This is a genomic window from Draconibacterium sp. IB214405 (assembly GCF_033963885.1).
Lineage (GTDB): Bacteria > Bacteroidota > Bacteroidia > Bacteroidales > Prolixibacteraceae > Draconibacterium.
This window is the reverse complement of the sequence record NZ_JAXBMA010000003.1, coordinates 19,560-44,512: the sequence shown is the minus strand read 5'-3', so window position 1 is coordinate 44,512 and position 24,953 is coordinate 19,560. Positions and strand designations below refer to the sequence as shown.

Annotated in this window: 17 protein-coding genes; 6 read left to right on the top strand and 11 right to left on the bottom strand. The window is 41.2% G+C overall.

Going from position 1 to position 24,953, the window contains the following annotated elements; all coding sequences use genetic code 11:
- Positions 1-2 precede the first annotated feature (2 nt).
- From SLH46_RS10250 to dinB, 8 genes are all read right to left on the bottom strand, one after another.
- Positions 3-1,421: a M56 family metallopeptidase gene (locus SLH46_RS10250; protein ID WP_320281091.1), complete on the bottom strand. Its 1,419-nt coding sequence runs from the start codon at positions 1,419-1,421 to the stop codon at positions 3-5.
- Positions 1,414-1,800, bottom strand: coding sequence for a BlaI/MecI/CopY family transcriptional regulator (locus SLH46_RS10245; protein ID WP_320281090.1), 387 nt, complete (start codon positions 1,798-1,800; stop codon positions 1,414-1,416). The genes SLH46_RS10250 and SLH46_RS10245 overlap by 8 nt, the downstream gene beginning before the upstream one ends.
- Positions 1,801-1,899: 99 nt before the next feature.
- On the bottom strand, positions 1,900-2,649 hold the full coding sequence (locus SLH46_RS10240) for an energy transducer TonB (RefSeq protein WP_320281089.1): 750 nt from the start codon (positions 2,647-2,649) through the stop codon (positions 1,900-1,902).
- 32 nt (positions 2,650-2,681) lie between these two features.
- Positions 2,682-3,368 (bottom strand): energy transducer TonB, encoded by a 687-nt coding sequence (locus SLH46_RS10235; protein ID WP_320281088.1) that lies wholly within the window; start codon positions 3,366-3,368, stop codon positions 2,682-2,684.
- A 240-nt stretch (positions 3,369-3,608) separates the two neighbouring features.
- Entirely contained in the window at positions 3,609-4,376 is a 768-nt protein-coding gene (locus SLH46_RS10230; RefSeq protein WP_320281087.1) for an amidohydrolase, read from the bottom strand.
- Between the two features lie 34 nt (positions 4,377-4,410).
- Positions 4,411-5,451, bottom strand: coding sequence for a zinc-dependent alcohol dehydrogenase family protein (locus SLH46_RS10225; RefSeq protein WP_320281086.1), 1,041 nt, complete (start codon positions 5,449-5,451; stop codon positions 4,411-4,413).
- Positions 5,452-5,742: 291 nt separating this feature from the next.
- Entirely contained in the window at positions 5,743-8,775 is a 3,033-nt protein-coding gene (locus tag SLH46_RS10220) for a DNA polymerase III subunit alpha (RefSeq protein ID WP_320281085.1), read from the bottom strand.
- A gap of 103 nt (positions 8,776-8,878) precedes the next feature.
- A complete protein-coding gene (gene dinB / locus SLH46_RS10215; RefSeq protein WP_320281084.1) occupies positions 8,879-10,093 on the bottom strand; it encodes a DNA polymerase IV in 1,215 nt (404 codons plus the stop codon).
- 202 nt (positions 10,094-10,295) lie between these two features.
- On the opposite strand from dinB, the gene SLH46_RS10210 reads away from it, so the two are divergent.
- A complete protein-coding gene (locus SLH46_RS10210) occupies positions 10,296-11,009 on the top strand; it encodes an XRE family transcriptional regulator (protein WP_320281083.1) in 714 nt (237 codons plus the stop codon).
- 59 nt (positions 11,010-11,068) lie between these two features.
- Positions 11,069-12,352 carry a PQQ-binding-like beta-propeller repeat protein gene (locus SLH46_RS10205; RefSeq protein ID WP_320281082.1) on the top strand — a complete coding sequence of 428 codons (1,284 nt, stop codon included), beginning with the start codon at positions 11,069-11,071 and terminating at the stop codon, positions 12,350-12,352.
- A gap of 76 nt (positions 12,353-12,428) precedes the next feature.
- Here the strand turns inward: SLH46_RS10205 and SLH46_RS10200 are convergent, their stop codons facing one another.
- Together SLH46_RS10200 and SLH46_RS10195 are read right to left on the bottom strand one after the other, a co-directional pair.
- Positions 12,429-14,369 (bottom strand): glycoside hydrolase family 97 protein, encoded by a 1,941-nt coding sequence (locus tag SLH46_RS10200; protein ID WP_320281081.1) that lies wholly within the window; start codon positions 14,367-14,369, stop codon positions 12,429-12,431.
- Between the two features lie 163 nt (positions 14,370-14,532).
- The gene (locus SLH46_RS10195) at positions 14,533-14,979 is read right to left on the bottom strand and encodes an Hsp20/alpha crystallin family protein (protein ID WP_320281080.1); all 447 of its coding nucleotides are present in this window, start codon (positions 14,977-14,979) and stop codon (positions 14,533-14,535) included.
- 253 nt (positions 14,980-15,232) lie between these two features.
- On the opposite strand from SLH46_RS10195, the gene trmD reads away from it, so the two are divergent.
- The gene (trmD, locus tag SLH46_RS10190) at positions 15,233-15,925 is read left to right on the top strand and encodes a tRNA (guanosine(37)-N1)-methyltransferase TrmD (RefSeq protein ID WP_320281079.1); all 693 of its coding nucleotides are present in this window, start codon (positions 15,233-15,235) and stop codon (positions 15,923-15,925) included.
- A 3-nt stretch (positions 15,926-15,928) separates the two neighbouring features.
- Positions 15,929-16,558 carry a DUF2817 domain-containing protein gene (locus tag SLH46_RS10185; RefSeq protein ID WP_320281078.1) on the top strand — a complete coding sequence of 210 codons (630 nt, stop codon included), beginning with the start codon at positions 15,929-15,931 and terminating at the stop codon, positions 16,556-16,558.
- 49 nt (positions 16,559-16,607) lie between these two features.
- Here SLH46_RS10185 and SLH46_RS10180 read toward each other — a convergent pair whose 3' ends face one another.
- On the bottom strand, positions 16,608-19,457 hold the full coding sequence (locus SLH46_RS10180) for a PD-(D/E)XK nuclease family protein (protein WP_320281077.1): 2,850 nt from the start codon (positions 19,455-19,457) through the stop codon (positions 16,608-16,610).
- A gap of 130 nt (positions 19,458-19,587) precedes the next feature.
- Here SLH46_RS10180 and ggt point away from each other — a divergent pair, with 130 nt between their 5' ends.
- Both ggt and SLH46_RS10170 read left to right on the top strand, forming a co-directional pair.
- Positions 19,588-21,276 (top strand): gamma-glutamyltransferase, encoded by a 1,689-nt coding sequence (gene ggt, locus SLH46_RS10175; protein WP_320281076.1) that lies wholly within the window; start codon positions 19,588-19,590, stop codon positions 21,274-21,276.
- Positions 21,277-21,882: 606 nt separating this feature from the next.
- Positions 21,883-24,945 carry a SusC/RagA family TonB-linked outer membrane protein gene (locus SLH46_RS10170; RefSeq protein WP_320281075.1) on the top strand — a complete coding sequence of 1,021 codons (3,063 nt, stop codon included), beginning with the start codon at positions 21,883-21,885 and terminating at the stop codon, positions 24,943-24,945.
- The last annotated feature ends 8 nt before the right edge of the window (positions 24,946-24,953 follow it).

The window sequence follows — 24,953 nt, the reverse complement described above, 5'->3', positions numbered from 1 at the left end:
ATTTATTGAAGAACAAAGTTTATTGGCACCGTGTAACTTACGTTAACAGGCACTCCACGCTGATAACCGGGTTTCCATTTTGGTAACGAATTAACAACGCGCAACGCTTCTCTGTCGATCGAAGGATCAACTCCTCGTGCAATTTTGGCGTTTGCGATTGCGCCTTCGGTTGTGACCACAAAACTTACGTATACTTTTCCTTGTATTCCGTTTTGAATGGCAAGATCCGGATATTTGATAGAGGCAGCGATGTATTTTCGCAACGCGATATCGCCTCCCGGAAATTCCGGCATTTCCTCAACAATAAAAAATACCTGGTCTTCTTCGTCTAACTGGCGCGGCTCTTCCACCTTACTTTTAACCAGAAACATTGTTCCTGTGCTATCGGTATCAAATTCGTACTTATTTTTTTCATTTACCAAACTGTACAAAACTTCCAGATCTTCCTGCTCTCCATCTACTTTTAGCCGATCGTCGAGCAAGGAAATGGTAATTTTACGTTCGTTACTGTCGCCAACCTTTGTAATTTGTGCCGTTTTCTTTTGTTCGCATGCAAAGATTATTACCAAAGCAAGAAGCGATAAGAAACCTAAAATATATTTGAGGTTAGCAAATTTTGAAGATCGAATTTTCGAGATCATCTGAATCCGCTTTTTTATCAGCGACGAATTAAAGTTATTGGCAATATCCAACTGGAAACCAACCGCCTGACTTAAAAGCAATTGTTTATATTGACTTGTGCTGATGCCGGAATTGAGAACCGCGCTGTCGGCCAGGTATTCGTGATTTTCGCGAATGGCACGTTTTAACAGCCACATAAACGGATTAAACCACTGAAAAACAGTTAAAGTTTCCAGAATCAATACATCAAAAGAATGGCCTTGTTTTATGTGCTCCATTTCATGTGTCACCATTCTTTCGTAACCGGGTTTGCTTTTCAGGTTCGGATTAATAAAAATATAGCCCAAAAAAGAAAACGGACTAAAATCTTTATCAACCATCACAAAACGATAATTATCAATGTATTGAACCTCATTTTTCACAATGATCAACATAACCTGAATGATCCTGAAAATCATTCGCCCAAGGAAAAACGTTAATCCCAATAAATAAATTGAAATAATGATTTTACTTGAACTGATCGATTTTACCATTGCTCCCGAAAGATCCTGACCGTAAATTGTAACTGCTTCCAGTAGATTCCGATACGGAGTTACGGTAACTTCTGCCAGCATGTTCGACTGGGGTGCGTAAACCCTAAAATGCAGAAATGGAAGAATTACTGAAAACAGAATGGAAAAAAGCAGGAACAGACGATTTAGCCGGAAGAATGTTTCTTTTCGGAGAAACAGCACGTAAATAAGCGCCAGCAACGACAGACTTACTCCTGACTCGATGATAAAATTTACCAGATTATTCATCTATTTCCCGGTTTTCGTTTTCAATATCGCGTTTCACATCCTCCATTAATTCATCCAGTTCCGACAAACTCATGTTGTCTTCTTTGGCAAAAAACGAAACCATTTCCTGGAACGATCCACTAAAATAGTTTCGCATAAAATTCTTCATAAACGAACGCGTGTATTCTTTGCGCGAAATCAAAGGATAATATTCGTGTGTTTTGCCATAGGCGTTGTGCCCCACAAAACCTTTCTTTTCTAAAATTCGGATAATGGTAGAAACCGTGTTATAAGCAGGTTTTGGAATTGGCATTTGTTCAATGATATCTTTAACAAATGCTTTTTCGAGTTGCCAGAGCAATTGCATCACCTGTTCTTCGGCTTTGGTAAGTTCCTTCATTTTGTTCGTTTATTTCTAATTTCTGCTAAACTACAAAAACTATACCTAAAATTTTAGTTATTCAACTATTCAATTAGGTACAGTTTTAAAATTGAACGATTAGTTTAATGCAAAATTTATTGGTACCGTGTATTTTACACGAACAGCTTTGCCTCGCTGTTTACCGGGTTTCCATTGCGGAAGTGCTTTTACCACGCGAAGTGCTTCTTTGTCCAATGAAGGATCGACACCTCGTTCTATTTTTGCCTCACCAACAGAACCATCTTTTTCTACCACAAACGAAACATACACTTTGCCCTGGATTCCATTTTTATGGGCATCTTCAGGATAAGAAAGAGAATTGGCAATGTACTTTTTCAGTGCATCATCGCCTCCCGGAAATTCAGGCATATCCTCTACAATAAAAAATATTTGATCAGTATCAGTTCCGTTTGATGTTTTCTGTTCTTCCGACGAATCTCCTTTCAATGCAAATTTTATCGGTACGGTGTATTCAACACGAACAGCTTCACCTCGTTGTTTACCCGGTTTCCATTTCGGCAATGCGTTAATTACACGAAGGGCTTCTTTATCGAGCGACGGATCAACGCCACGTGCAATTTTGGCATCATCAACAGAACCATCTTTATCTACTACAAATTTTACGTATACTTTACCCTGGATTCCATTTTTATGCGCATCTTCAGGATATTTTACCGTATTAGCGATAAAAGTGCGTAAGCCTTCGTCGCCACCTGGAAACTCGGGCATTTCTTCCACGATAATGAAAACTTCATCATGACCTTTCTCTTGTGCAAATACGCTTATTGTCAGCAGTAAACTCAAAACAATTAAAACAAATTTTCTCATAATTCTATTTTATAATGGTTAAATCAAAAATGTTATTGCAGCTTAAATGTAATTTGCGCGTTGTAATATACTTTTACCGGCTTTCCGCGTTGTTTACCGGGTTTAAAACGTGGCAGGCTGTTAATTACCCGCAGTGCTTCTTTATCCAGCGACGTTTCTACAGGGCGTAACACTTCGGCATCGGCCACATTTCCGCTTTCGTCAACCACGAATTTTATATAAACCTTTCCCTGAATGCCGTTTTCCTGCGCAATTACCGGATACCGAACATGCGAATTAATGTACTGATACAGCGCTCTAGTTCCACCCGGAAATTCAGGTGCCTCTTCCACAATCACAAAAATTTCGTCAACTTCCTCTTCTTCCTCCGTACTCTCAATTATAGGCTGTACATCAATCACTGTTTCATCATCAGCCTCGGAGTCTTCAATCATCAGTTCATCTTCTATTTCAATATCATCATCAACGATATTTAGTACCTCAACAACTTGTGGAGGTGGCGGTGGTGGCGGTGGTTTTACTTCTGCTTCCCGCGTAATCGGAATAATTTCTTCCTCCACCTCAAGCGATTGAATTACTCCTAGTGAGTCGGCCTTTGCCGGTGCTGTTGTCCATTCAAAGGCTACCAGCGTTGTTCCGAGGGCAATCACCAAACCAATTAAAAAGAAGGTGTTTCGTTTGCCTTCCAGATCTGCGTTTTGTACTTTTTTTACTTCCATAATCGTCAAAATTTTGTTGTTACTTTAAAATTTACCGTTCATTTTTAGTAAAAACAATATGCTTTTCTGACTATTCTTCAGTTTTCCTTTTATGCAAACAAACATATAACTAATAAATTAGTTTTCAAACTAAATATTTAGTTATTTAATTTTCATATTTTTAATTGGCTGTATTTCTACTTGTTATACAACTAACATTTTAGTTACATAATTACCCAGAAGTTTTAAATAAAAGGGTTTTTAGAGGATCTTAAAGTTATCCCGATCAGATAGTAATGGAAATTTTTGTCTAAAATCGTGTAATTCGGTGTAAGAAATTTCAAATGTTTTAATCGTTTCGTTCTCACCCATAAATTCGGCAAATCCTTTTGGTGAGATGCACGATGAATCACCCAAATATTTTAATCCGGTTCCATCGGTTCCAACACGATTGATACCAAAAGAATAAGCCTGATTTTCAATAGCTCGTGAAATAAGCAGGTTTTTCCAAACATGGTGACGCGGAGATGGCCAGTTGGCCATGTAAAAAATAACATCGTAATCTTCCAAATTTCGGGCAAACACAGGAAAACGGAGGTCGTAACAGATTTGCGGACAGAATTTCCAGCCTTTGTAATCCACAATCAACTTGTCTTTGCCGGGGTCGTAATGAAGATGCTCCTGCCCCATGCTGTACAAATGGTGTTTATCATACGTTTCCATTTTACCGTCGGGAAATACCCAAAGCGCACGGTTATAAACCATTCCATCAACTTCAATGATCAAGCTTCCAACCACTGCCGCATTTTTATCACCAGCTACTTGCTGCATCCATTTTACTGACGGACCATTCATTGGCTCTTTTAACTTCTCAGGATGCATTGAAAAGCCGGTCGTAAACATTTCCGGAAGTATAATCACATTTGTTTCGTCACTATTTTCCAGCCATTTAGAATACTTTTCCAGGTTTGCCTGTGGATTCTCCCAAATGATATCGGGTTGTATGATGGTTATTTTTAGGTTTTTCATTTTGTTTCTCGCAGAATACGCAGATAAACGCAGATTAAAAATTATTGATAACAGTAACTCCCAGGTTCTCAAATTCATTCATACTGACAAGTGCCTCAGGTGCTTCTTTTAGTGAGATGGTTTTGCCCAGCATCAACTCCGGATGTACTTTCCCTTTTTTTATCATTTCGAAAACGGCATTGTAACGAAAGGCTTGCATTCCATGGCTGCCAAGAATTTCAATCTCGTGAGCCACCACTTTATCCATTGGAACTTTCGGGTGTTTATGGTCGGCAGTTGTTAAACCAACCTGCACATGTTTTCCCCGTTTTCTCAAACAGGAAATAGAATTAAAACAGGTTTCCTGGCTGCCCAACGCATCGATCGATAGATGTGCTCCGCGACCGGTAACTTTTACAATTTCAGCAGGAACGTCGTTTATTTCTTTGGCATTGATGAGAACGTTTGCGCCTAACTTTTTAGCCAACTGCAATTTTTCATCATCAATATCAACCGCAATTACATTCGCACCAGCACCCGAAGCAATATTTATGGCCGACAAACCAACTCCACCACAACCATGCACGGCCACCCATTGTCCGGCAGTAACTTTTCCCTGGTCGATAACCGCCCGAAAAGAGGTAATAAACCGGCATCCCAGGCTGGCAGCTGTCACAAAATCTATTTCATCGGGCAAAAGTACCAGGTTGATATCGGCATATTTTATTTCTACCAGCTCGGCAAACGATCCCCAGGCGGTGAATCCGGGTTGAAACTGATTATCGCATACCTGCTGATTGCCTGTCTGGCATTCGGGACAGCAGCCGCAACCACTTACAAACGGAACTGTAACACGGTCGCCGACCTTAAAGTTTTTGATTTCCGATCCAACTTCAGCGATTGTTCCGGCCAGCTCGTGACCGGGAACATGTGGTAAAATAATATCCGGATCGTGTCCCATCCAGCCATGCCAATCGCTGCGACACAGTCCGGTGGCTTCAACTTTTACAATCACACTATCGGGCGAAACCGCTGGATTGGGTACTTCCCTTACATCAACTTTTCCCTGAAATTCTTCGTAGTAAACAGCCTTCATTGAGCATACTTTTGTTAATCTCAAATGTAGTTAGAAGTAATTTGAAAAGGAAAGGATATTTTAAAAGACTTTGTGCTCTTCGTGTCTAGTGGTTCGTTTTTACCACAAAGACACGAAGACTAAAAGGAATCATTATGTTTTTGCACCGTACTTTAGTGCGGTGATTTGTAGTAGCAATAAAAATGGCTTTAGCCTTTAAAATGAGATTAAAGGCTAAAGCCACCCAAGTTGTTACTTTCTGAATCGCCAAGCTAAAGCATGGCGCAAAACTTTAGCAATCAATACAATTTTTCAGTTTTTCAATTTAACAATTTTGCAGTTCCCTTCTTCCACATAATTCGTTCCCAACAACCGACTTTTATCCGGCGCCTTCAACCGTGTTGACGGTTCTTCCATATTCTCATTGGGCAGCCGGTAGATTTCGGCCACTTCAATACTTAGGAAGCCAAATTCTTCTACCACTTTTCCTTTTATCAGGTAGCAGCCGCCGCCCGAAAAGGGGTAACGCACGGCAATCTCCGGAAACTGCACCGTGTCGATCCAGTACCCTTTAAAATCAATAAATACGCCAAAACTCATGCTTTTTCCATCGTTGGTGCGGGTGCGTTTTACATGCACCAAACTTCCTACAATGGCCACGTTCTGGTTAATCAGAAAAGGCAGATCGCCGGCAGTGGTTGGCGGCAACTGCATAGCTTCCAGCAAATGAAAAGGCGAACAGGTAACCGGAAATCCCAGCAACTCAATTTCGTCGTAAGCATTTTCCAGCGGATGATAATACAACTCCGGAATTTTAAACTCCTTCACTTCCTGCTTGAACAAAGTGCGCTCGGGTGCCGTTTTTTTCGATTTCGACAGGATAAAATGTGCATTCCACAGCAGTTCCTTTTTCGATTTGCGCGTAAAATTAAAAGCGCCAATCCGGATTAAAATACTCAGCTGCTCCAGCGAAATGGGCACACGCGCAAGAAAATCCTGCAGACTCTGGTAATAACCGCTCCTGTAACGCTCTTTTAAAACAGCATTTATGGTATTCGTTTCCAGGCTTTTTAAAAATCCCAGACCGAGATGAATGACTTTTCCGTTGATCACGGTCTGTTTTTCGCTGCGGTTTACACAGGGCGGAAAAATCGTTGCCCCGTGCATTCGCGCCTCGTGCACATACAGTTCGGTGCGGTAAAAACCACCGCCGTTGTTGATGGTTGCCACAATATATTCCAGCGGGTAATACGCCTTTATAAACAGCGCCTGGAAACTCTCCACCGCATACGATGCCGAGTGCCCCTTGGCAAACGCGTAATTGGCAAAACTTTCGATCTGCTCCCATATCCGTTTGATCAGGTCGGGGGCATAACCTTTTTCAGTACAATTCGAAAAAAATTTGTCTTTGATCTTTCCAAACTCGTTGCGCTGCTTAAATTTCCACGACATACCACGCCGCAAAATATCCGCCTCGGCCAGTGTGAGTCCGGCAAAAAGGTGTGCCACTTTTATCACATCTTCCTGGTATACCATCACGCCATAGGTTTCTTGCAGCAGGTTGTAAAGTGCCGGTGCTTCGTCTTTGGCTACTACACAACGACTACGATCGCGGTAACGCAAAATATACTCGCGCATCATTCCGCTTTGCGCCACGCCCGGGCGAATAATAGAGCTGGCCGCCACCAAACGCAGGTAATCGTCGGCCTCCAGCTTGGTGAGCAGCATACGCATTGCCGGCGATTCCACATAAAAACAACCGATGGTATTTCCACGTTTCAGCAACTCTTTTATTTGCGGATCTTCCTTAAAAGTTTTCAGGTCGTGAATATCGATTTCGGCACCGGCATTTTCGTGTACCAGCTGAATGGCATCCTGAATTTTACTCAAGCCACGCTGCCCCAGAATATCGAACTTGGCAAAACCAATGTCTTCAGCTTCGAGCATGCTAAAGTGAACGGTTGGAAAACCTTTTGGCGGCATAATAGTTGCTGAATATGAGCTGATGGGCTCTTCGGAAATAAGAATCCCGCTGGAGTGCACACTTAAATGGCTCGGGAAACCGTGAATCAGTTTACTGTACTGCAACACCAGCCGGCTGATCTCATCAAGACTACCAAAATCTTTCACCTTTTGCAATTTTTCAATCTCGTGCGTAGGCAAACCAAACACCTTTCCCAGCTCGCGAACCACTGATTTGTATTGAAATGTTATGTAGGTTCCCACCAGTGCTGTATGACCCCATCCGTGCCGGTCGAAAATGTAGCGGGTAATATGATCGCGGTCACGCGAAGCAAAATCAATGTCAAAATCAGGCGGACTTTGCCGCGAAGGATTGATAAAACGCTCGAAATACAGGTCCAATTCAATCGGATCTACATCGGTAATACGAAGCAGGTAGGCCACCATACTGTTGGCGCCACTTCCCCGCCCCACATAGTAACAACCTTCTCGGCGGGCGTACTCCACCAGGTCCCAATTGATGAGAAAATACGAGGCAAAATCCATCTGCCGGATTACCGCCAGCTCTTTATTCATTCGCGCAACGACGGCCTCCGAAGGATTGCTAAAACGATATTTTAATCCTTCGTTCGCCAGCTTTGTCAGTAATTCAAAATCCTCTTCGGGCGAGTTGGTAAAACACTTTTTGTTCTTGGCTTTTTTGAACGTAAAATGAATGGAACAATTGTTAATCAGGCGCTGCGTATTCTCAATAATATCCGAAAAATCGCGAAATACTTCCCTAATCTTTTCCTGCGGAAACATAATCTCATCCGGACAGGCTTCTTCGCTTTTGGGCAGGCGGCTCAACAGTGTATTGTTGTCCATCGTACGCAAAAGCCGGTGGATATTAAAATCGCGTTTATTCCGAAAAGTGACTGGCTGCAACACAAGCAGTTTTTCCCGGTGGTTGCGCAGATCGCCAAAAATCTTGCTGATCTGCGTTGGCTTTACTCCGATAAATTCATTCTCGCGTAACAGTTTGGGATGTATTTTTCCAACCGGATAAATAAAATACACGTCCCCCATTTCAGGTGCTCGTTCTCCAAAATCAGCTTCTCCGTGCAAATGCATCGTCAGGTGTTCGGTCAATTGCTGAAAACCACTGTTATTTCGTGCAATGCCAATATATTGTTGCTGTGCGCCATTTCTGAAATCGATGCCAACAACCGGACGCAAGTCTTTTCCCTCGCAGCGGCGTATAAAATCAATGGTAGCCGAAGTATTATTGATATCGGTCAATACCAGCGAATTGTAACCTTTTCCGGTCGCTTCATCAATCAACTCGTCGATGGAAAGCGTGCCGAATTTGTAGCTGTAATAGGTATGGCAATTTAGTAGCATTTTTAGTTACGAGTTACGAGATTCTAGTTGCGAGTTGGAATTTGCATACTGTCCCTCTTTCAATCCCCTCAATCTCATTCAATCTTTATCAATCTTTTTTCTTTCACATCCTCCTGTGTGCCGGAATTACCGGTGGCTGGCCGTTAAACGGATTTGTCATTTGTCCGATGCCACGGGTTCCCATGGTTGAGGCGCGCTGCACGGCATTCTGTCCAAAGCGGTTGCGGATCTTATCCATGCGTTGGTACAGGTTTATCAGTTTGGTATCGTCTTCAAACAGTTTCATCTGATAACTTCCACCCACCAAATGACTAAAACGTACGCCCACCAGCCGTACCAAAACCCGGCGCGTGTACAGCTGATCGAAAAGCTCCATCGTTGTTTGAATAAGCGTATGATCGAGCGAGGTGTACGGAATACGCTTTTGGCGGGTGCGGGTATCAAAATCAGAATAACGCACGGTTACCGTAACACACGACGTTAGTTTGTTTCCGTTGCGCAGGTAAAAAGCCAGTTTTTCGGCCATGGCCAGTAACAGGTTTTTCAACGCCTGCACATCAATGGTATCTTTCTCGAAAGTCAGCGACGATGAAACAGATTTCCGCTCGTGATAAGGTTCTACCAACGAATTATCAATTCCCTGTGCCTTTTTCCACAAAACAATCCCATTCTTTCCCATCACTTTGTCCATCAGCTCGATAGGCATTTCCTGGATGGTTTTCACATAACGGATTCCCATGCTCAGTAGCATTTTATAAGTCTGATCGCCCACCATCGGAATTTTTTTCACCGGCAGCGGTGCCAGAAACTCTTTTTCATGCCCGTATTCAATCTGCTGAAATCCATTGGGTTTTATTTCTCCAGTAGCCACTTTCGACACCGTTTTATTGGTCGATAGTCCGAAAGAAATAGGCAAATGCGTTTGATCGATAATTCGTTCGCGCAATTCCTGCGCCCATTTGTAGCAGCCGTAAAATTTATCCATTCCACTCACATCGATGTAAAACTCGTCAATGGATGATTTTTCATAAAGCGGTGCTTGTTCTTTAATAATATCGGTAATCTCATCGGAGAATTTGCTGTAAATGGAACTGTTTCCTTTTACCACAATGGCCTCGGGACAAAGCCGGCGGGCCATTTGCATGGGCATGGCCGAATGTATGCCATATTGCCGCGCTTCGTAACTGCAGGCCGCCACCACTCCCCGTCCACTGGTACCTCCAACCAACACCGGTTTGCCGATCAACTCACGGTTCATCAGCCTTTCACACGACACAAAAAAGGTGTCCAGATCAATATGTACAATATTTCGATTCAAAATGTCGATATTTTCGTCAATTTTCAGACTATAATTTAGTCATTTTTTGTTATATTTGTATTTGCAGATGATGAGATTTTTGAGATTTGACAAATAAATAATTGTCATTTCAAAGGAGGCACGACTGAGAAATCTCTAACTTAAATGAACAGATTTCTCCTCCTTCGTCGTCGAAATGACAGAATAATCAAGAGTACTGCTTATGCATTTCGCAAACAACCTAAAATTCCTAAGAAAACGCCGCAACAGATCGCAGATGGATCTGGCAACAGAGCTGGGACTAACGCGCACTACCCTTTCCGGATACGAGAAAAATGTGCAGCCACCTTTTCCGGTGCTGATAAAAATGTCGGAGTATTTTAATGTGTCGCTCGACGCACTGATAAAATACCGGCTGGAAGTTTTATCAGAACAGCAGCTTTCGCAAATCGAAAAAGGATTTGATGTGGATGTTACCGGCCGAAAGCTACGGCTACTGACAATCTCTGTGGACAAAGAGGGAAAAGAAAATATCGAAATGGTTCCGGTAAAAGCACAGGCAGGATATACCAACAGCTTCGGTGACTTGGATTTTATTGCGTCGCTACCAAAATTTAAACTTCCATTCCTGCCGGAAGACAAAACATACCGCACTTTCCAGATCCAGGGCGATTCGATGCTCCCTATAAAAGAAGGCTCATGGGTAACCTGTTCGTTTGTTGAAGACTGGACCAACATAAAAGATGGCAAAGCCTGCATTGTTGTAACAAAAGACGAAGGCATAGTTTTTAAGCTGGTTTACAAACGTCTAGAAGACAAAAACTTCTTGCTGGTTTCGTTAAACAGAAATTATTCGCCTTACGAAATTCCGGTTTCGCAGGTGGTAGAAATATGGCAATTTGAAACCGTAAACAGTTTTGAAGTAGAAAGCGATTAGGACTTTAAACTAAAAAGCGTATTTTCAGTCAGAATCAAAATAAACCAAAAAAATTTACCATGAAATCTCAACTCATTCTATTATCTCTTCTTTTTCTTTTTGCTGTTTCAACGAGCAAAGCGCAACCCAATGCCAACGACAACTGGATGCAATGGCGCGGTCCACTGAATAACGGCGTGGCTTTGAAAGCTAATCCCCCGGTTGAATTCAGCGAAACCAAAAACCTGAAATGGAAAATCGCAATACCGGGCAGAGGAAACGCCACCCCAATAGTTTACGGAGACAAGATTGTAGTATTAACTGCTGTTCCAACTGATCCATCCGCCGATCCTCAGGTTTCGCCTAGTGTGGAACACAACTTTAACGTAGTTCTGGTGAACAGAAACGATGGTAGTATTATCTGGGAAAAAACTGTTGCCACTGAGATTCCGGAAGGAAAAATACACGATTTAAGCAGCTGGGCTTCGAATTCTCCCTGCACCGACGGCGAATTTATTTATGCTTATTTTGGCTCTCGAGGACTATATTGCCTCGATTTTGACGGAAATATTATCTGGAAACGCGATTTTGGCACCATGGAAAAACGCATGAATTTTGGTGATGGTGCGTCGCCATACCTATACAAAGACCGACTTTTTATTCAATGGGATCACGAAGGCGATTCGCACTTTTATGCAGTGGATAAAAAGACCGGAGAAGATGTGTGGACACTGGAAAGAGACGAACCAACATCATGGTCGACACCTTTTGTGGTGGAAGCCAACGGAAAAACTCAGGTAATTACGAGCGGAACAAACCAAATGATTAGTTACGATTTCGAAACCGGCGAAACAATATGGTCAGGGAAAGGATTAACAGCGAATGTAATTCCTGTTCCTGTATATGAAAATGGTATTGTTTACCTAATGAGCGGATTCAGAGGAACCTTATTAAAAGCGATCGATCTCTCGAAAGCCAGTGGCGACATTACAGATTCTGATGCCATTATCTGGAGCTACGACCAGGATACTCCATACACACCAACCCCTCTTTTAATGGATGGTAAACTTTATTTCTTACGTGCAAATAACGGAGTTCTGACATGTCTCAACGCTAAAGACGGAAGTGTAAATTACTCTAAAGAAAGACTGGAAGGTATAAGCACTATTTTCTCATCACCTTCAGGAGCTGACGGCAAAATATACATTGCTGCAACAGGAATTTGTTTGGTTGTAAAAGCCGGTGAAGATTTTGAAATTCTGGCCTCAAACGTTCTAGATGATACTTTTCATGCGTCGCCAATATTTGTTGGCAACCAGCTTATTTTAAGAGGATTTGAGAACTTGTATTGTTTTGAAGAATAATAGACAAACTCTAATAAAAAATGGCGGGAACTTTTCAATTAAAGTTCCCGCCATTTTTGTTTGAATATCATATATGTTATTGAACCGGCTCCAAAACGGCAGCATAACCACCACCGGCAACCATTTCAATTTCAATTACATCTCCTTTTTTTACAATAATTTCCGATTTACTTACAGCTTCTCCTTTATTTGGTGTTTCATCTGTATCAGAATAAATTGTCATTTTATATTTTCCTTCCGATAGAAAAGCCAGCGTAACTTCCAGTTTGCGGTCTTCACTATTTGTCATTGCTCCAATAAACCAGTTGCTTTCGCTACGGCGCGCCATGGTAATATATTCGCCAACCTTTCCATTTAAAACATGCGTATCGCCCCAAACTGTTTTTACTTTCTTCAGAAATTCGACACCGGTTTGTCCTCTGTAATTATCAGGATGATCGCAGGCCACCTGGTAGGGACTATCATAAATAACAAACTGAGCCAAGGTGTTAGCGCGGCTTCCCAAAACATTTGCGGGCGTTCCATTTCTGAATTGATCGGGCATACGGTTTAAAAATCCTCCCGGAGTGTAGTCCATAGGGCCGGCCAGCATTCGGGTAAATGGCAAAGTACAAAGATGTTCGGGCGTCATACACAACGACCATTTGTTGTACTCATTTCCCATCACTCCTTCGCGTGTCATTAAGTTCGGATAAGTCCGGCGCCAACCAGTTGGTTTATAAGCCCCATGAAAATCAACCATCAGCTGGTGTTTTGCTGCCGTGGTAACAATCCTGTGGTACCAGTTTACCATTTCCTGGTCGCTGCGATCCATAAAATCGATTTTAATCCCGGCAGCTCCCCATTCGTGATACAAAGCGCAGGCCGCATCAAAATCCGAGCGATCAACGTCTGTCCAGTACATCCACAACCAGCATCTTACATTTTTGCTTTTTGCGTACTCAAAAATGGCCGGCATATCCAGTTGTTCAGCCGGAGTTGTAATATCTGCTTCGGGTTGGTTGTACATTCCGTACCACTGCCAATCAATCAGCATATAATCCCAGCCCATTTCCGAGGCCAGATCAATGTATTGCAAAATCACATCCTGCTCCATTTTTACTTCGCCGCTCCACCAATGATCCCAGGCACTAATTCCGGGTTTTATCCATGAAGGATCTTCAATTTCACAAGGATCATTCAGGTTCTGGACGATCTCCGATTCCACCAAATCGCCAGGAGTTTCGCCAAGCATGAGCACACGCCATGGTGTATAATGGGGAAATTTAAATACCACTTTGTTTCCATTTTCGGGCTGTTCGGGCAGCGGAGCCAGATCAGAACGTAAAGCAAATTTTCCAGCCTTTGGATAAGGTTTTATAAACATTCCGGAATAATCTATCAAATCAGCCTCTGTAAGTGCAGCATAACAATTATCAGCCACTTCAATGGTTATCGGCAACCCGGTTACCATTTTATCAGTGATATCCGAGATGTTCTTTTTCCAGAATTCTGTCTCCTGTGAACTTTTGTAGTTTTTGTAATCCGCCGACCAGCAGGTAAAATCATCGGCAAAATTAAATACCGAAAATTCATCGGTCATTGTATTCTCGCGATTTGCAAACTGTTCCGGAAACTCAACACGGTATGCAACACCGTCGTTGTATGCGCGAAATTCAACATTCACCAAGCGTTTCGGGAAACGGCTTTCCTGCGTAAACAAAATCAGACTGTTATAATTATTTTGAATTTCGTCGTACCGCTTTAAAACCGGTTTCCAGGTTTCATTAACTGTTGTTTGTTTTGAATCGAGCACTGCAAATTCTTTCCCAATCGGTGCAGCTTCAACAAACTCGAAAGCGATCGTAGAAAAGTCCAGCACTTTATTGCTGTTATAATTAACTGTGTATCCCATTTGTTCACCAACTGAGACAGCCACAACGACTTTCCCGTCAGGGGATTTTAATTCAAATTCTTTTGCAGAAAGATTGAACACGAAAATGTTCAGTAACATTGTACAGAAAAAGGCTCGAAACATGCTTTATTGATTTAGTTATTGTAATATTCACAAATATAATATTTCAAACCTTAAAAGTCACAATTTGCAAAATGTAGTTTCGGCAATCAAAAGGATAAAAAAAGCCTGCTTTCGTATTTCTACTAGAACAGGCTTGCGTTATTAACTTTCCTCTAAAAACCAATTATGACACTTTAATTTCAAGCGGCTCTTTTTCAAGCGCTTCTTCTTTTTTCGGAAGTTCAATGTTCAGAATTCCATTTTCGAATTTTGCGCTAATCTTTTCAGCATCAACCGATTTTGGCAAGCGATATTTCTTTTCGAAATTCTTAGCACCAAATTCACGGTGTGCATATTTATAGACCTCGTTGTTTTCTTTTTCTTCTTTTTCAACCTTAACAGTCAATACATTTTTGTGAACATTCAACTGAAGATCTTCTTTTACAAAACCGGGCAACAATACTTCAATTTTGAATTCTTTTTCTGTTTCAAAAACGTTGGTTGCCGGCGATACACCACTATTATTCACATAGTTTTCGTGGTAGTCACTTTTAAGGAAATTGTTGAATAATTCATCAACTAAAGTTCTGTTTACGTTGTAACGTGGATTTTCAAATCTTACTAAATTCATGACTTTTCCTCCTAATATTTTAAATTGTTTTGTTAAAAATTTTGTTTTCAAATAACTGTTTGCCATAAATCAATTCCTGTTCCAACAAACTTTTCCTACCGTTCTTGTCATTTTTGCCGACCAAAACAATGCCACATTGACTGCTTTTATGTTTCCAGCCTGCTGTTTTGACATATTATCTAATTTTGTGGATGTTTAATCAACAGCAATCAAAGCTGAAAATATTGTTACCTTTGGGCAAAATTTTCCAGGAATGAGGATCGATATCATAACAGTTTTGCCGGAAATTATTGAAAGTCCGTTTCAACACTCAATCATTAAACGGGCACAGGATAAAGGGCTGGCAGAAATCCATATTCATAATTTACGCGATTTTTCGGAAGACAAACACCGACGCGTTGATGACTATTCGTTTGGCAAGGGTGCAGGTATGGTAATGGCCATCCAACCTATTGAAAAAGCAATCGAAACATTAAAAGCCGAACGCGATTATGATGAGATAATTTTCACGACTCCTGACGGAGGAGTTTTTGATCAGCAGGAAGCAAATAAACTCTCGTTAAGGAAAAATTTGATCATTCTTTGCGGACATTATAAAGGTATCGATCAGCGAATTCGGGACACCTACATCACCAAAGAAATATCGGTTGGTGATTTTGTGCTAACAGGAGGCGAATTAGCTGCAGCAATAATTACCGATGCAGTCGTTCGCCTTTTGCCGGGAGTACTTTCCGATGAAACTTCCGCTCTTACCGATTCATTCCAGGATCACCTTTTAAGTCCACCTGTCTATACTCGTCCCGCTGAATATAAAGGCATGAAAGTGCCTGAAATTTTACTTAGTGGAAACGACAAATTGGTGGAAGACTGGAAACACGACCAGGCCATTGAAAGAACAAAAACACTACGCCCTGATTTGTATAAAAAATATCTTGGAGAAGAATAATCTATGGAAAACATAACGACAACCAGCACAATTGAATTGATAAAGAAATCTTCGATTAACCTCAACGCAAAAACGATACTGATTATAGGTGTTTTTCATGGCGAAGAACCACAAGGTGAATACGTGATCAACAAGTATCTTGAGGAGAGTGATTTCACAAGTCTGAATAATCATTTAAACTTTATTCCCTGCTTAAACCCCTGGGGAAAGGATCGTAGTGTTCGGGGAAACCATAATGGTGTAGATTTAAACCGCAACTACCCAACAAAAAACTGGATAGAAACCGAAAAAGACGAATATTACTCAGGAACACATGCGGCTTCGGAGATTACGACTCGTCAAATGATTGATCTCTTAGAAGATGTAAAACCCGATATCATTCTGACCTTGCACGCCCCTTTAAAATGTGTAAACTATGATGGCCCGGCCAAAGAACTGGCAGAGAAAATCTCTGAATTTTGCGATTACCCTGTTATTGCAGATTTGGGTTACCCTACTCCCGGATCGTTTGGAACATACTGCGGTGTGGAACGTAACATTCCAACCATAACGCTGGAGTACGACGACGAAGAAGCTTACGAAAGTATTTATACTAAAACCGAAAAGATCTTTGATTGGCTGGCAGCTTATTAGTTTTCAGTTGCAGTGAACAGTTTTCAGAACATCCTTCACTTCAAGCTTTTCAAAATCTTCTGCAGATTCCTCGATAGGCGCAGTATTCACACTTTTTATCGTGCTCGGTTTGTGTATACTCATTAGCTTCTGAGAAGATTTCGGAAACTAAACCCGTCAATTCTGCTTCAAACTCCTCCGCAACTTCCGAAAAGAAAAACTCCTTGTAATTCATTTTCACTTGTGCGCTAAAACTATCAGAGAACAAACTGCGCAAAGGATAAATGGCCGCCTGAATAGTATCTGCATTTCCATCGGTTGCCAATCCCCATGAATAGATCAAAGCCTGCAGAATCTCCTTTTTGGGCTCTTTTGCATCTCTTTCAAACAACTCGTCGACAACTTTAAAGCCAACAGCCTTAACATTCCCGGTTTTGTAGTCCAACACACGGGTTACGCCTTCTTTTCTGTCAACTCTGTCGATCATTCCTCCCACACAAATAGCCTTCTCGCCGGTTTTTATCCAACGCTTGTATTTTTGCTCCAAACTAACTACCGTAAAAGGGGCCAAATCTTTATCAATTTTTAAAAGCTGTCGCAAATAGGTTATGGCATTCTCAAAAATCAGCAGAGTTTTGCCTTCCAGCTTTATTTCGCCTTTTAACGGAAGTTTCTTTTTTAAGTAATGTATGGCAATCTGCTTGGTCACCTCGTTTTCCAACCAAACACGATCTTTCTGTATCTTTTCGATATGATCTTTCTCTACAACACGACCAACAAAAGGTTTATACAATTCTTCCAGGGTATCGTGAAAAATATTACCAAACACCACCCCGTCAATCTCTTCTTTCACCTCCTCCGGTTCCGGCAGATCAACGATATATTTAAAGTAAAATTTTAGTTTACAATTCAGATAAGTATTGATGGCGCTGGGTGAAAGCGGATGATCCTCTGAGTTTCGTGCCGATAATTTTGCGACAATCTCTTTCGAACTTTTTATGCGAATTTCCTCAACCGGATCGTTTGAAAATGAAAAATCGAGGTTTAACATCGAAGGTTTATGCACCGAATCGTACTGCAACTGATAACCATAGCGACTTAATTCGCCCGTTCCAATGCCCTCTTTTACCACGCTATAAGTAGTTGTAACATTTTTTGCACGCTGAATAAGTCGATAGAAATAATACGCATACATCGCGTCCTGCTCGTCGATGCCGGGCAAACCAAATCCCAGACGAATATTAAACGGGATAAATGACGGCGCTGTAAATTTACGCGGCCATTTATTTTCATTCAATCCTAAAATGATCAGATTTTCAAAATCAAGACAACGGGTTTCAAGAATTCCCATCACCTGCATTCCACTTAAAGGTTCACCTTCAAACGACACCGAAACCTGTCCCAAATACTGCGAAAACAACCTGAAATAAACCGCCTCGCTAATTTCACGTTTTTCCTCAAGCAACACTTCATCAACCACTGTTTTTAGTTTTTCTATGGCCTGATAAATGGTATAGATCAATTCAAGCAACATCGTATTTTCAGCTTCACTTTCTTTGAGCTGAGTATAAAACATGGCCAACACCTGCAAAAAATACCGACTATAATCAGCAGTTTGCCCAGGTAGTGTAAATAGTTGTTTATGTATTGGAGAAAAATCAATTTCAGAAAGGTTAACAGCAACCTTATTGTTTTTCTTTAGTTGATCTATGTATGCCTTACACTCTTCTGTGGCGGTATCACCCAACAACTGATGGTTCAAAACATCGGTTACATACCGATGATAGGCCACAAATTCTTCGCCATCTTTCCTTTTGTTTTTCAGCAGAGTAACCAGCAAATTCAAAAATCCATAAACAACGGAATTGCGCACCGAATAGCCCATTGTAACATTTACTTTATCAATGTTCGCGGGCACCGTGCCGAGCGCAGAGAACAACAAACTCTCATCTGCCAGAACCACGGCCGAATTGTCAAACTCTTTCTTAAAAGACAGTTTGGTATCGTTCAAAAAAATAGGAATTTGCTGCGACTGACCATAAACAGAAGAGACAGCAACCATTTTAATGTCTTTAGGGCGACTAAAACTGGTGGTATCAAAAATAAAATCTTCGGGCGGCGGAAACTCTTTAAGATTGGAACGCATAAAATAACCGGCCTCATTTTGTTCATCATTGAGATAGGCTTCGTCGTAATCCCACAAAAATTCTGCCTTCCCCAAACGCTGCAAGTGATTAAAAAATTGCTTTTCACAGGTATTTAACGCATTCAGGCCAATGATGTAATATTTTGTAAAACCAAAATCCTTCCCTTCATTTTTCAGGCTCTCAACCACTTCGCGATCCTGCATTCCCGAATATGCCAATTGACGTTCAGTCAGAAGCTTCTTAAAATCAGCGCAAACAGGATACAACTTATCCCAAATAGTAATATATTTTTCTTTAAAGCCTTTTTTGTCAACAACGGCCATACTTCCCCAAAACTGCTCCAGCGCCTTTTTCTGATCATCTGTGAGGTAGTCAAAAACCGATTCAATTTCTTTCAGATCAGAAACATTTGTAAAAAGGTCCTTTGCATTTACCAAATAGCGATCGATATCGTTAAAATCGGCCAAAAGAATTTCACCCCAAAAGTAAAATTCATCAAAGGTTTCGGTGGTCTTAGTATGCTTACAAAAAACATCGTATAGCAGCGAAATCAACTGCAACTTCTCTCCTTTTTGCATGGAAGAATACGAGGCCATTAACTCACTCACGGTTGTTGTTTTCGGCCCGATTACGGGAACTTGTACCGTCTCTTGCAAATACTGCGTAAAGAATACACCGGCCCTTCGGTTCGGAAATACCAAACAGAGGTCTTTTAATTCATGTTGGTGTTTATGATAAATATATTTAGCGCATTGCGAGAGAAATCGTTCCATAATTCAGTTCAACGTTCAAGGGTTTAAAGTTCATAGTTTAGCCTGAATAAACAAGAAATTGATGCAAGAAAATTTTCTTATTTTAGAGCTTTCGTTATTTCCTAATTGTATAATTCATTTACAAATCAATATGAAAAAACTTGCACTGTCTGTCTTATCCCTCATTTTCACTTTTCAACTAGTTGCACAAGACCGTATTACCGGCCTTAACTTTGCCACCCGCAGCGAGGTTATCGCACAAAACGGAATGGCGTGTACAAGTCAGCCACTGGCGACACAAGCTGCACTCGACATTCTAAAAGCCGGCGGAAATGCTATTGACGCCGCCATTGCTGCCAATGCTGTTTTGGGCCTGGTAGAACCTACAGGAAATGGTATGGGTGGCGATCTTTTTGCCATTGTTTGGGATGCCGAAACAAAAAAACTGTATGGCTTAAATGCCAGCGGCAGATCGCCTTATGATTTAACACTCGATTATTTTAAAGAAAACGGCTACGAAAAAATACCATCCTACGGCCCGCTACCGGTTTCGGTGCCAGGTTGTGTTGACGGGTGGTTTGAACTACATAATAAATTTGGAAAGCTCCCAATGACCGATGTCTTGAATCCAGCTATTTCGTATGCGGAAAACGGATTCCCTTTAACTGAACTCATTGCCTATTACTGGGGACGCAGCGCCAATTTCTTAAGTCGCTATCCCGGTTTCGAGGAAATTTATATGCCCAATGGCAAAGCACCTAAAAAAGGTGAAGTTTTTAAAAATCCATACCTCGCAAGCACGCTTCGTCTGGTAGCAGAACAGGGCCGCGATGTTTTTTACAAAGGTGAAATTGCCGAGAAAATTGTAAAATATGTTCGCGAACAAGGAGGTTTTTTAAGTATGAAAGATTTTGAAGATCACCATTCAGAATGGGTTGAACCAATTTCTACCAATTACCGTGGTTACGATGTTTGGGAACTTCCTCCCAACGGCCAGGGAACTGCAGTATTACAAATGCTAAACATTCTTGAAAACTACGATATCGCCAGCATGGGATTTGGTTCTCCGGAATATATGCACCTGTTTATTGAGGCGAAAAAACTGGCTTATGAAGATCGCGCAAAATACTATTCAGATATGGATTTTAACGATCTGCCAATCGAAGGATTGATCTCAAAAGAATACGGAAAAGAAAGGGCAGCGTTGATAAACGAAAACCGCGCAGCACGCTCCTATCCAGCCGGCGAACTGGAGCAGGGAAATACCATTTACCTGACAACTGCCGACAAAGACGGCAATATGGTTTCGCTTATTCAAAGTAACTACCGTGGAATGGGATCCGGAATGACTCCCGGAAAGCTTGGATTTATCCTTCAAGACCGTGGAGAATTGTTTGCTCTGGAGGAAGGACACATGAACGTTTACGAACCACACAAACGTCCTTTCCACACTATCATTCCGGCATTTATTACCAAAGATGGCGAGCCATACATTAGCTTTGGTTTGATGGGTGGAGCCATGCAACCACAGGGACACGTACAGATTGTTTGCAACCTGATCGACTTTGGAATGAACCTGCAGGAAGCCGGTGATGCGCCACGGATAAGCCACGATGGCTCGAGCCAGCCAACCGGTGAAAAAATGAATGATGGCGGACGAGTATCTTTGGAAAGTGGCTTTGAATACCAAACCATTCGCGAATTAATGAGCAAAGGACACCGTATTGGTTATGCACTTGGTCCATACGGAGGCTACCAGGCTATTCTTTGGGATAAGGAAAATAAAGTATTCTATGGTGCCTCTGAATCGAGAAAAGATGGTCAGGCAGCCGGATACTAGAATACGACTCAGCTAACCAAAGGTTCGTCAAAAAAAATACACCTTTAACAAGCAATTCAGAAAGCTAATTATAACTTTATAATTAGCTTTTTTATGTCATTATGAAAATATGTAATACAAATTTAACATCAATAATAACTTACAAATAGAATTATTATTGATCACCCATTATTCCCATAACTTTTAATTGGCTTTGTAAGGATACATCAAATGTAAATATATAAATATTTCACAATATTCTCTATGTCATGCTTTTACAAAGTTAACATTTCGCACATTCAAAATTTATTCAAAATTCCACCCAACATAAAGCAATTAATTTCCAGCATTTCCATACCTTTAAAATTGGTATTTATATTAATAGTTATAATATATATTACAATATGATGTCATTTCTCAATATTATTTACAATATTGCATGAGATTGTAAAAATTACAATACTAAAGTTGTAATATTTATAACAATCAATACCAAAAGCTATAATATCTACAGAACAACAAACAATTAGCCAGAAAGTAACTAACTAAAAAATTCTTCGAAACAACTAGAAATACAGTAAACTCTACAAATAATCAATTTACTTTTTATAACACAAATAATTCTCTATGAAAAGATTCTTATTTACAATCTTGTTGATGAGCGCGGTTACATTATTTGCAACGGCGCAGAAACGCACCATAAATGGTGTCGTACGAGAACAATCTACCAATGATTTACTCCCCGGAGTAACAGTACTGGAAAAAGGGACTTCGAATGGAACGGTGACAAATGTCGACGGTGAATTTTCCCTTTCTGTAGAACAGGGAGCAACACTTGTTGTTTCATACATCGGACTCGAATCGAAAGAGGTCGTTGTGGGTTCTTCTTCTACCATTGAAGTAATGCTTGTACCATCCTCGGAACAGGTGGATGAAGTTGTTGTAACTGCAATGGGTATTCGTAAAGAAACCAAAGCACTTGGCTATGCGGTGCAGGCTATTGAAGGCACCGAAATTGTAAAGGTTAAAGAGCCCAACCTGGTAAACTCTTTAAATGGTAAAATTGCCGGGGTAAATGTTACCAACTCAGGTGGTGGTGCAGGTACTTCATCGCAGATTATTATTCGTGGTAGTACTTCGTTAACCGGAGACAACCAGCCACTGTTTATTGTTGATGGAATTCCGATCGACAACAGCACTGTAGGTGCCGATTACGGTGCAGGGTTAAGTGCAACTTCTACCTACAGTGGTAACCGTGGTATGGATATCAACTCTGATGACATCGAGTCGATATCGGTACTTAAAGGACCTGCTGCAGCGGCATTATATGGTTTGAAAGCAGCTGCCGGAGCTATTGTTATTACCACTAAAAAAGGTGAAAGTGGTGCAACTAAAGTTAATGTAAGTTCAAAATTCAAAGTTGACGTTGCCAACAAATTACCTGAAAATCAGGAACTGTACGGTCAGGGTAGCGACGGTGCTTTCGACGATGGAACTGCATTCTCATGGGGAGCTCCAATTGGCAACGCTACTACCTACGACAACATGGGCGAATTTTTAGAGCCTGCATTTTCTTACGACGTAACCGGTAGTGTATCGGGAGGTAACGACAATGGTAATTACTTTATTTCTGTTCACCGTTTGGATCAAAACGGAATTGTTCCAACTACCGAATATGCAACCAATTCATTCCGTATTAACGGAGAACAACGAAAAGGCTGGTTTACTTTCGGAATGAATTCAAACTACATTTATTCGCAAACAACCAAAACACTTACCGGTTCGGGCTTGTACGGTTCAAGCGGTAGCGGTGCGATGTTAGGATTGTTAAGATGGCCTATTACAAACGATATGAGCAACTGGATTGAAGCCGGACAAAGAGTTCCGCTTTTGCCTGATGTTGATCCGGCAGATGACGTTGATAATCCATATTGGACAGTATACAAAAATCCTGTTACCGATGATCTTCACCGTTTTATCGGATCGGGCTATGTTACCATGCAACCAACCGAATGGTTAACTGCGACATACAGAGCCGGTATCGACCATTATAATACATTCTCTCGCAACTTAGTATTTCCGGGTTCTGCGGTAACTGAATCATACCTTGATGGAGCAGTAACAGAATCTCAGCGCGAAAACAACATCTTAACATCGAACCTTACTGTTTCTGCCAATAAAGAAGTGGATGATTTTAATCTGGGCCTGATGTTGGGACACAACTACGAACAAAGTACATATTTCAGCCAAAGGCAGCGAGCCATTGGCTTGCTTACTGAGTTTATCAGTGTGAACAATGCAGACAGAGACAGTAAATCGTTCTCGAATTACCAATCGAAAAAGAGATTATACAGTGCTTTTGGTGAATTTACAGCCAGCTACAAGAATATCGCGTTCTTAAGTGTAACAGGCCGTAACGACTGGTCTTCTACCCTTTCGGAAGAAAACCGTTCGTTCTTCTACCCATCAGTAAGCGGTAGTTTTGTATTCTCTGAATTATTTGGCGAAGACTTAAAAGAAACCTTCTCATTTGGTAAGTTACGTGCATCGTGGTCGCAGGTGGGTAAAGACGCTCCTGTTTATCAAACTGCAACATACCTTGAAACCGTAAGTGTAATCGGTGGAGGTTATAAAAATGCATACACCGGTGGTAATCCATACCTGAAACCGGAAACTACCGAATCAACAGAACTTGGTTTAGATGTTCGTTTCTTCAACGGAAAACTGGGTGCTGATTTCACTTATTATGACACACGAAGTAAAGACCAGATTATCTCGCCAAGGGTTAGTATGGCGACCGGATATATCTTCCAGTATGTAAACTTCGGAACAGTAATCAATAAAGGTTTCGAATTGACTTTAACTGGAAAACCAATTCAAACAAGAGACTGGAAATGGAATACCACGTTAAACATCTCTCACAACGACGGTACTGTTACCGATCTTCCTGAAGGTGTTGAGTTACTTTATGTAACTGATGTACAGATCGGACCTGCTAAATCAGCTTCTGTAGGCGAAGGAATTTTCCTTGGATTAACAGGTCAGTTGTGGGAAAGAACTGAGGATGGCGACATTATTTTAGATTCAGACACAGGACGTCCGATTACCTCAACCGATGCAACCAACGTAGTTGGTAACCGCGAGCCGGATATGCTTTTGGGTTGGAATAACAGCATTACACATAAAAACTGGAACCTTTCATTCTTGATTGATGTACGGGTTGGCGGAGATGTTTATAATGCTACCGAATATTCAATGACCTACGCAGGTATGAGTAAGGTAACTGAAAACCGTGGAAATACACAAACCATTGAAGGTGTAATGATGAACTCTGAAACCGGCGAATACGAACCGGCAACCAGCACCATTACACTTGATCAGGATTACTATCAGAACATTTACACAGCTGAAGCCACTCCATTTATCACAAGCGTGAATTGGTTCCGCTTACGTTCTGCTTCTTTAAGCTATTCAGTGCCTGCTACACTTTGTAACCGAATTGGTTTTGTAAAAGGAATCGACCTTTCATTGTCGGGAACTAATTTATTGTTGTTCACCAACTATAAAGGCATGGACCCTGAAGTGAGTGCGGGTGGTTCTGGTATTTTAGGAGCCGGATCTTCTGGTATTGATTACTGTGGAGTTCCAGCAACAACGAGTGTTTCATTCGGTTTAAATGTTCAGTTTTAAAAAGGATT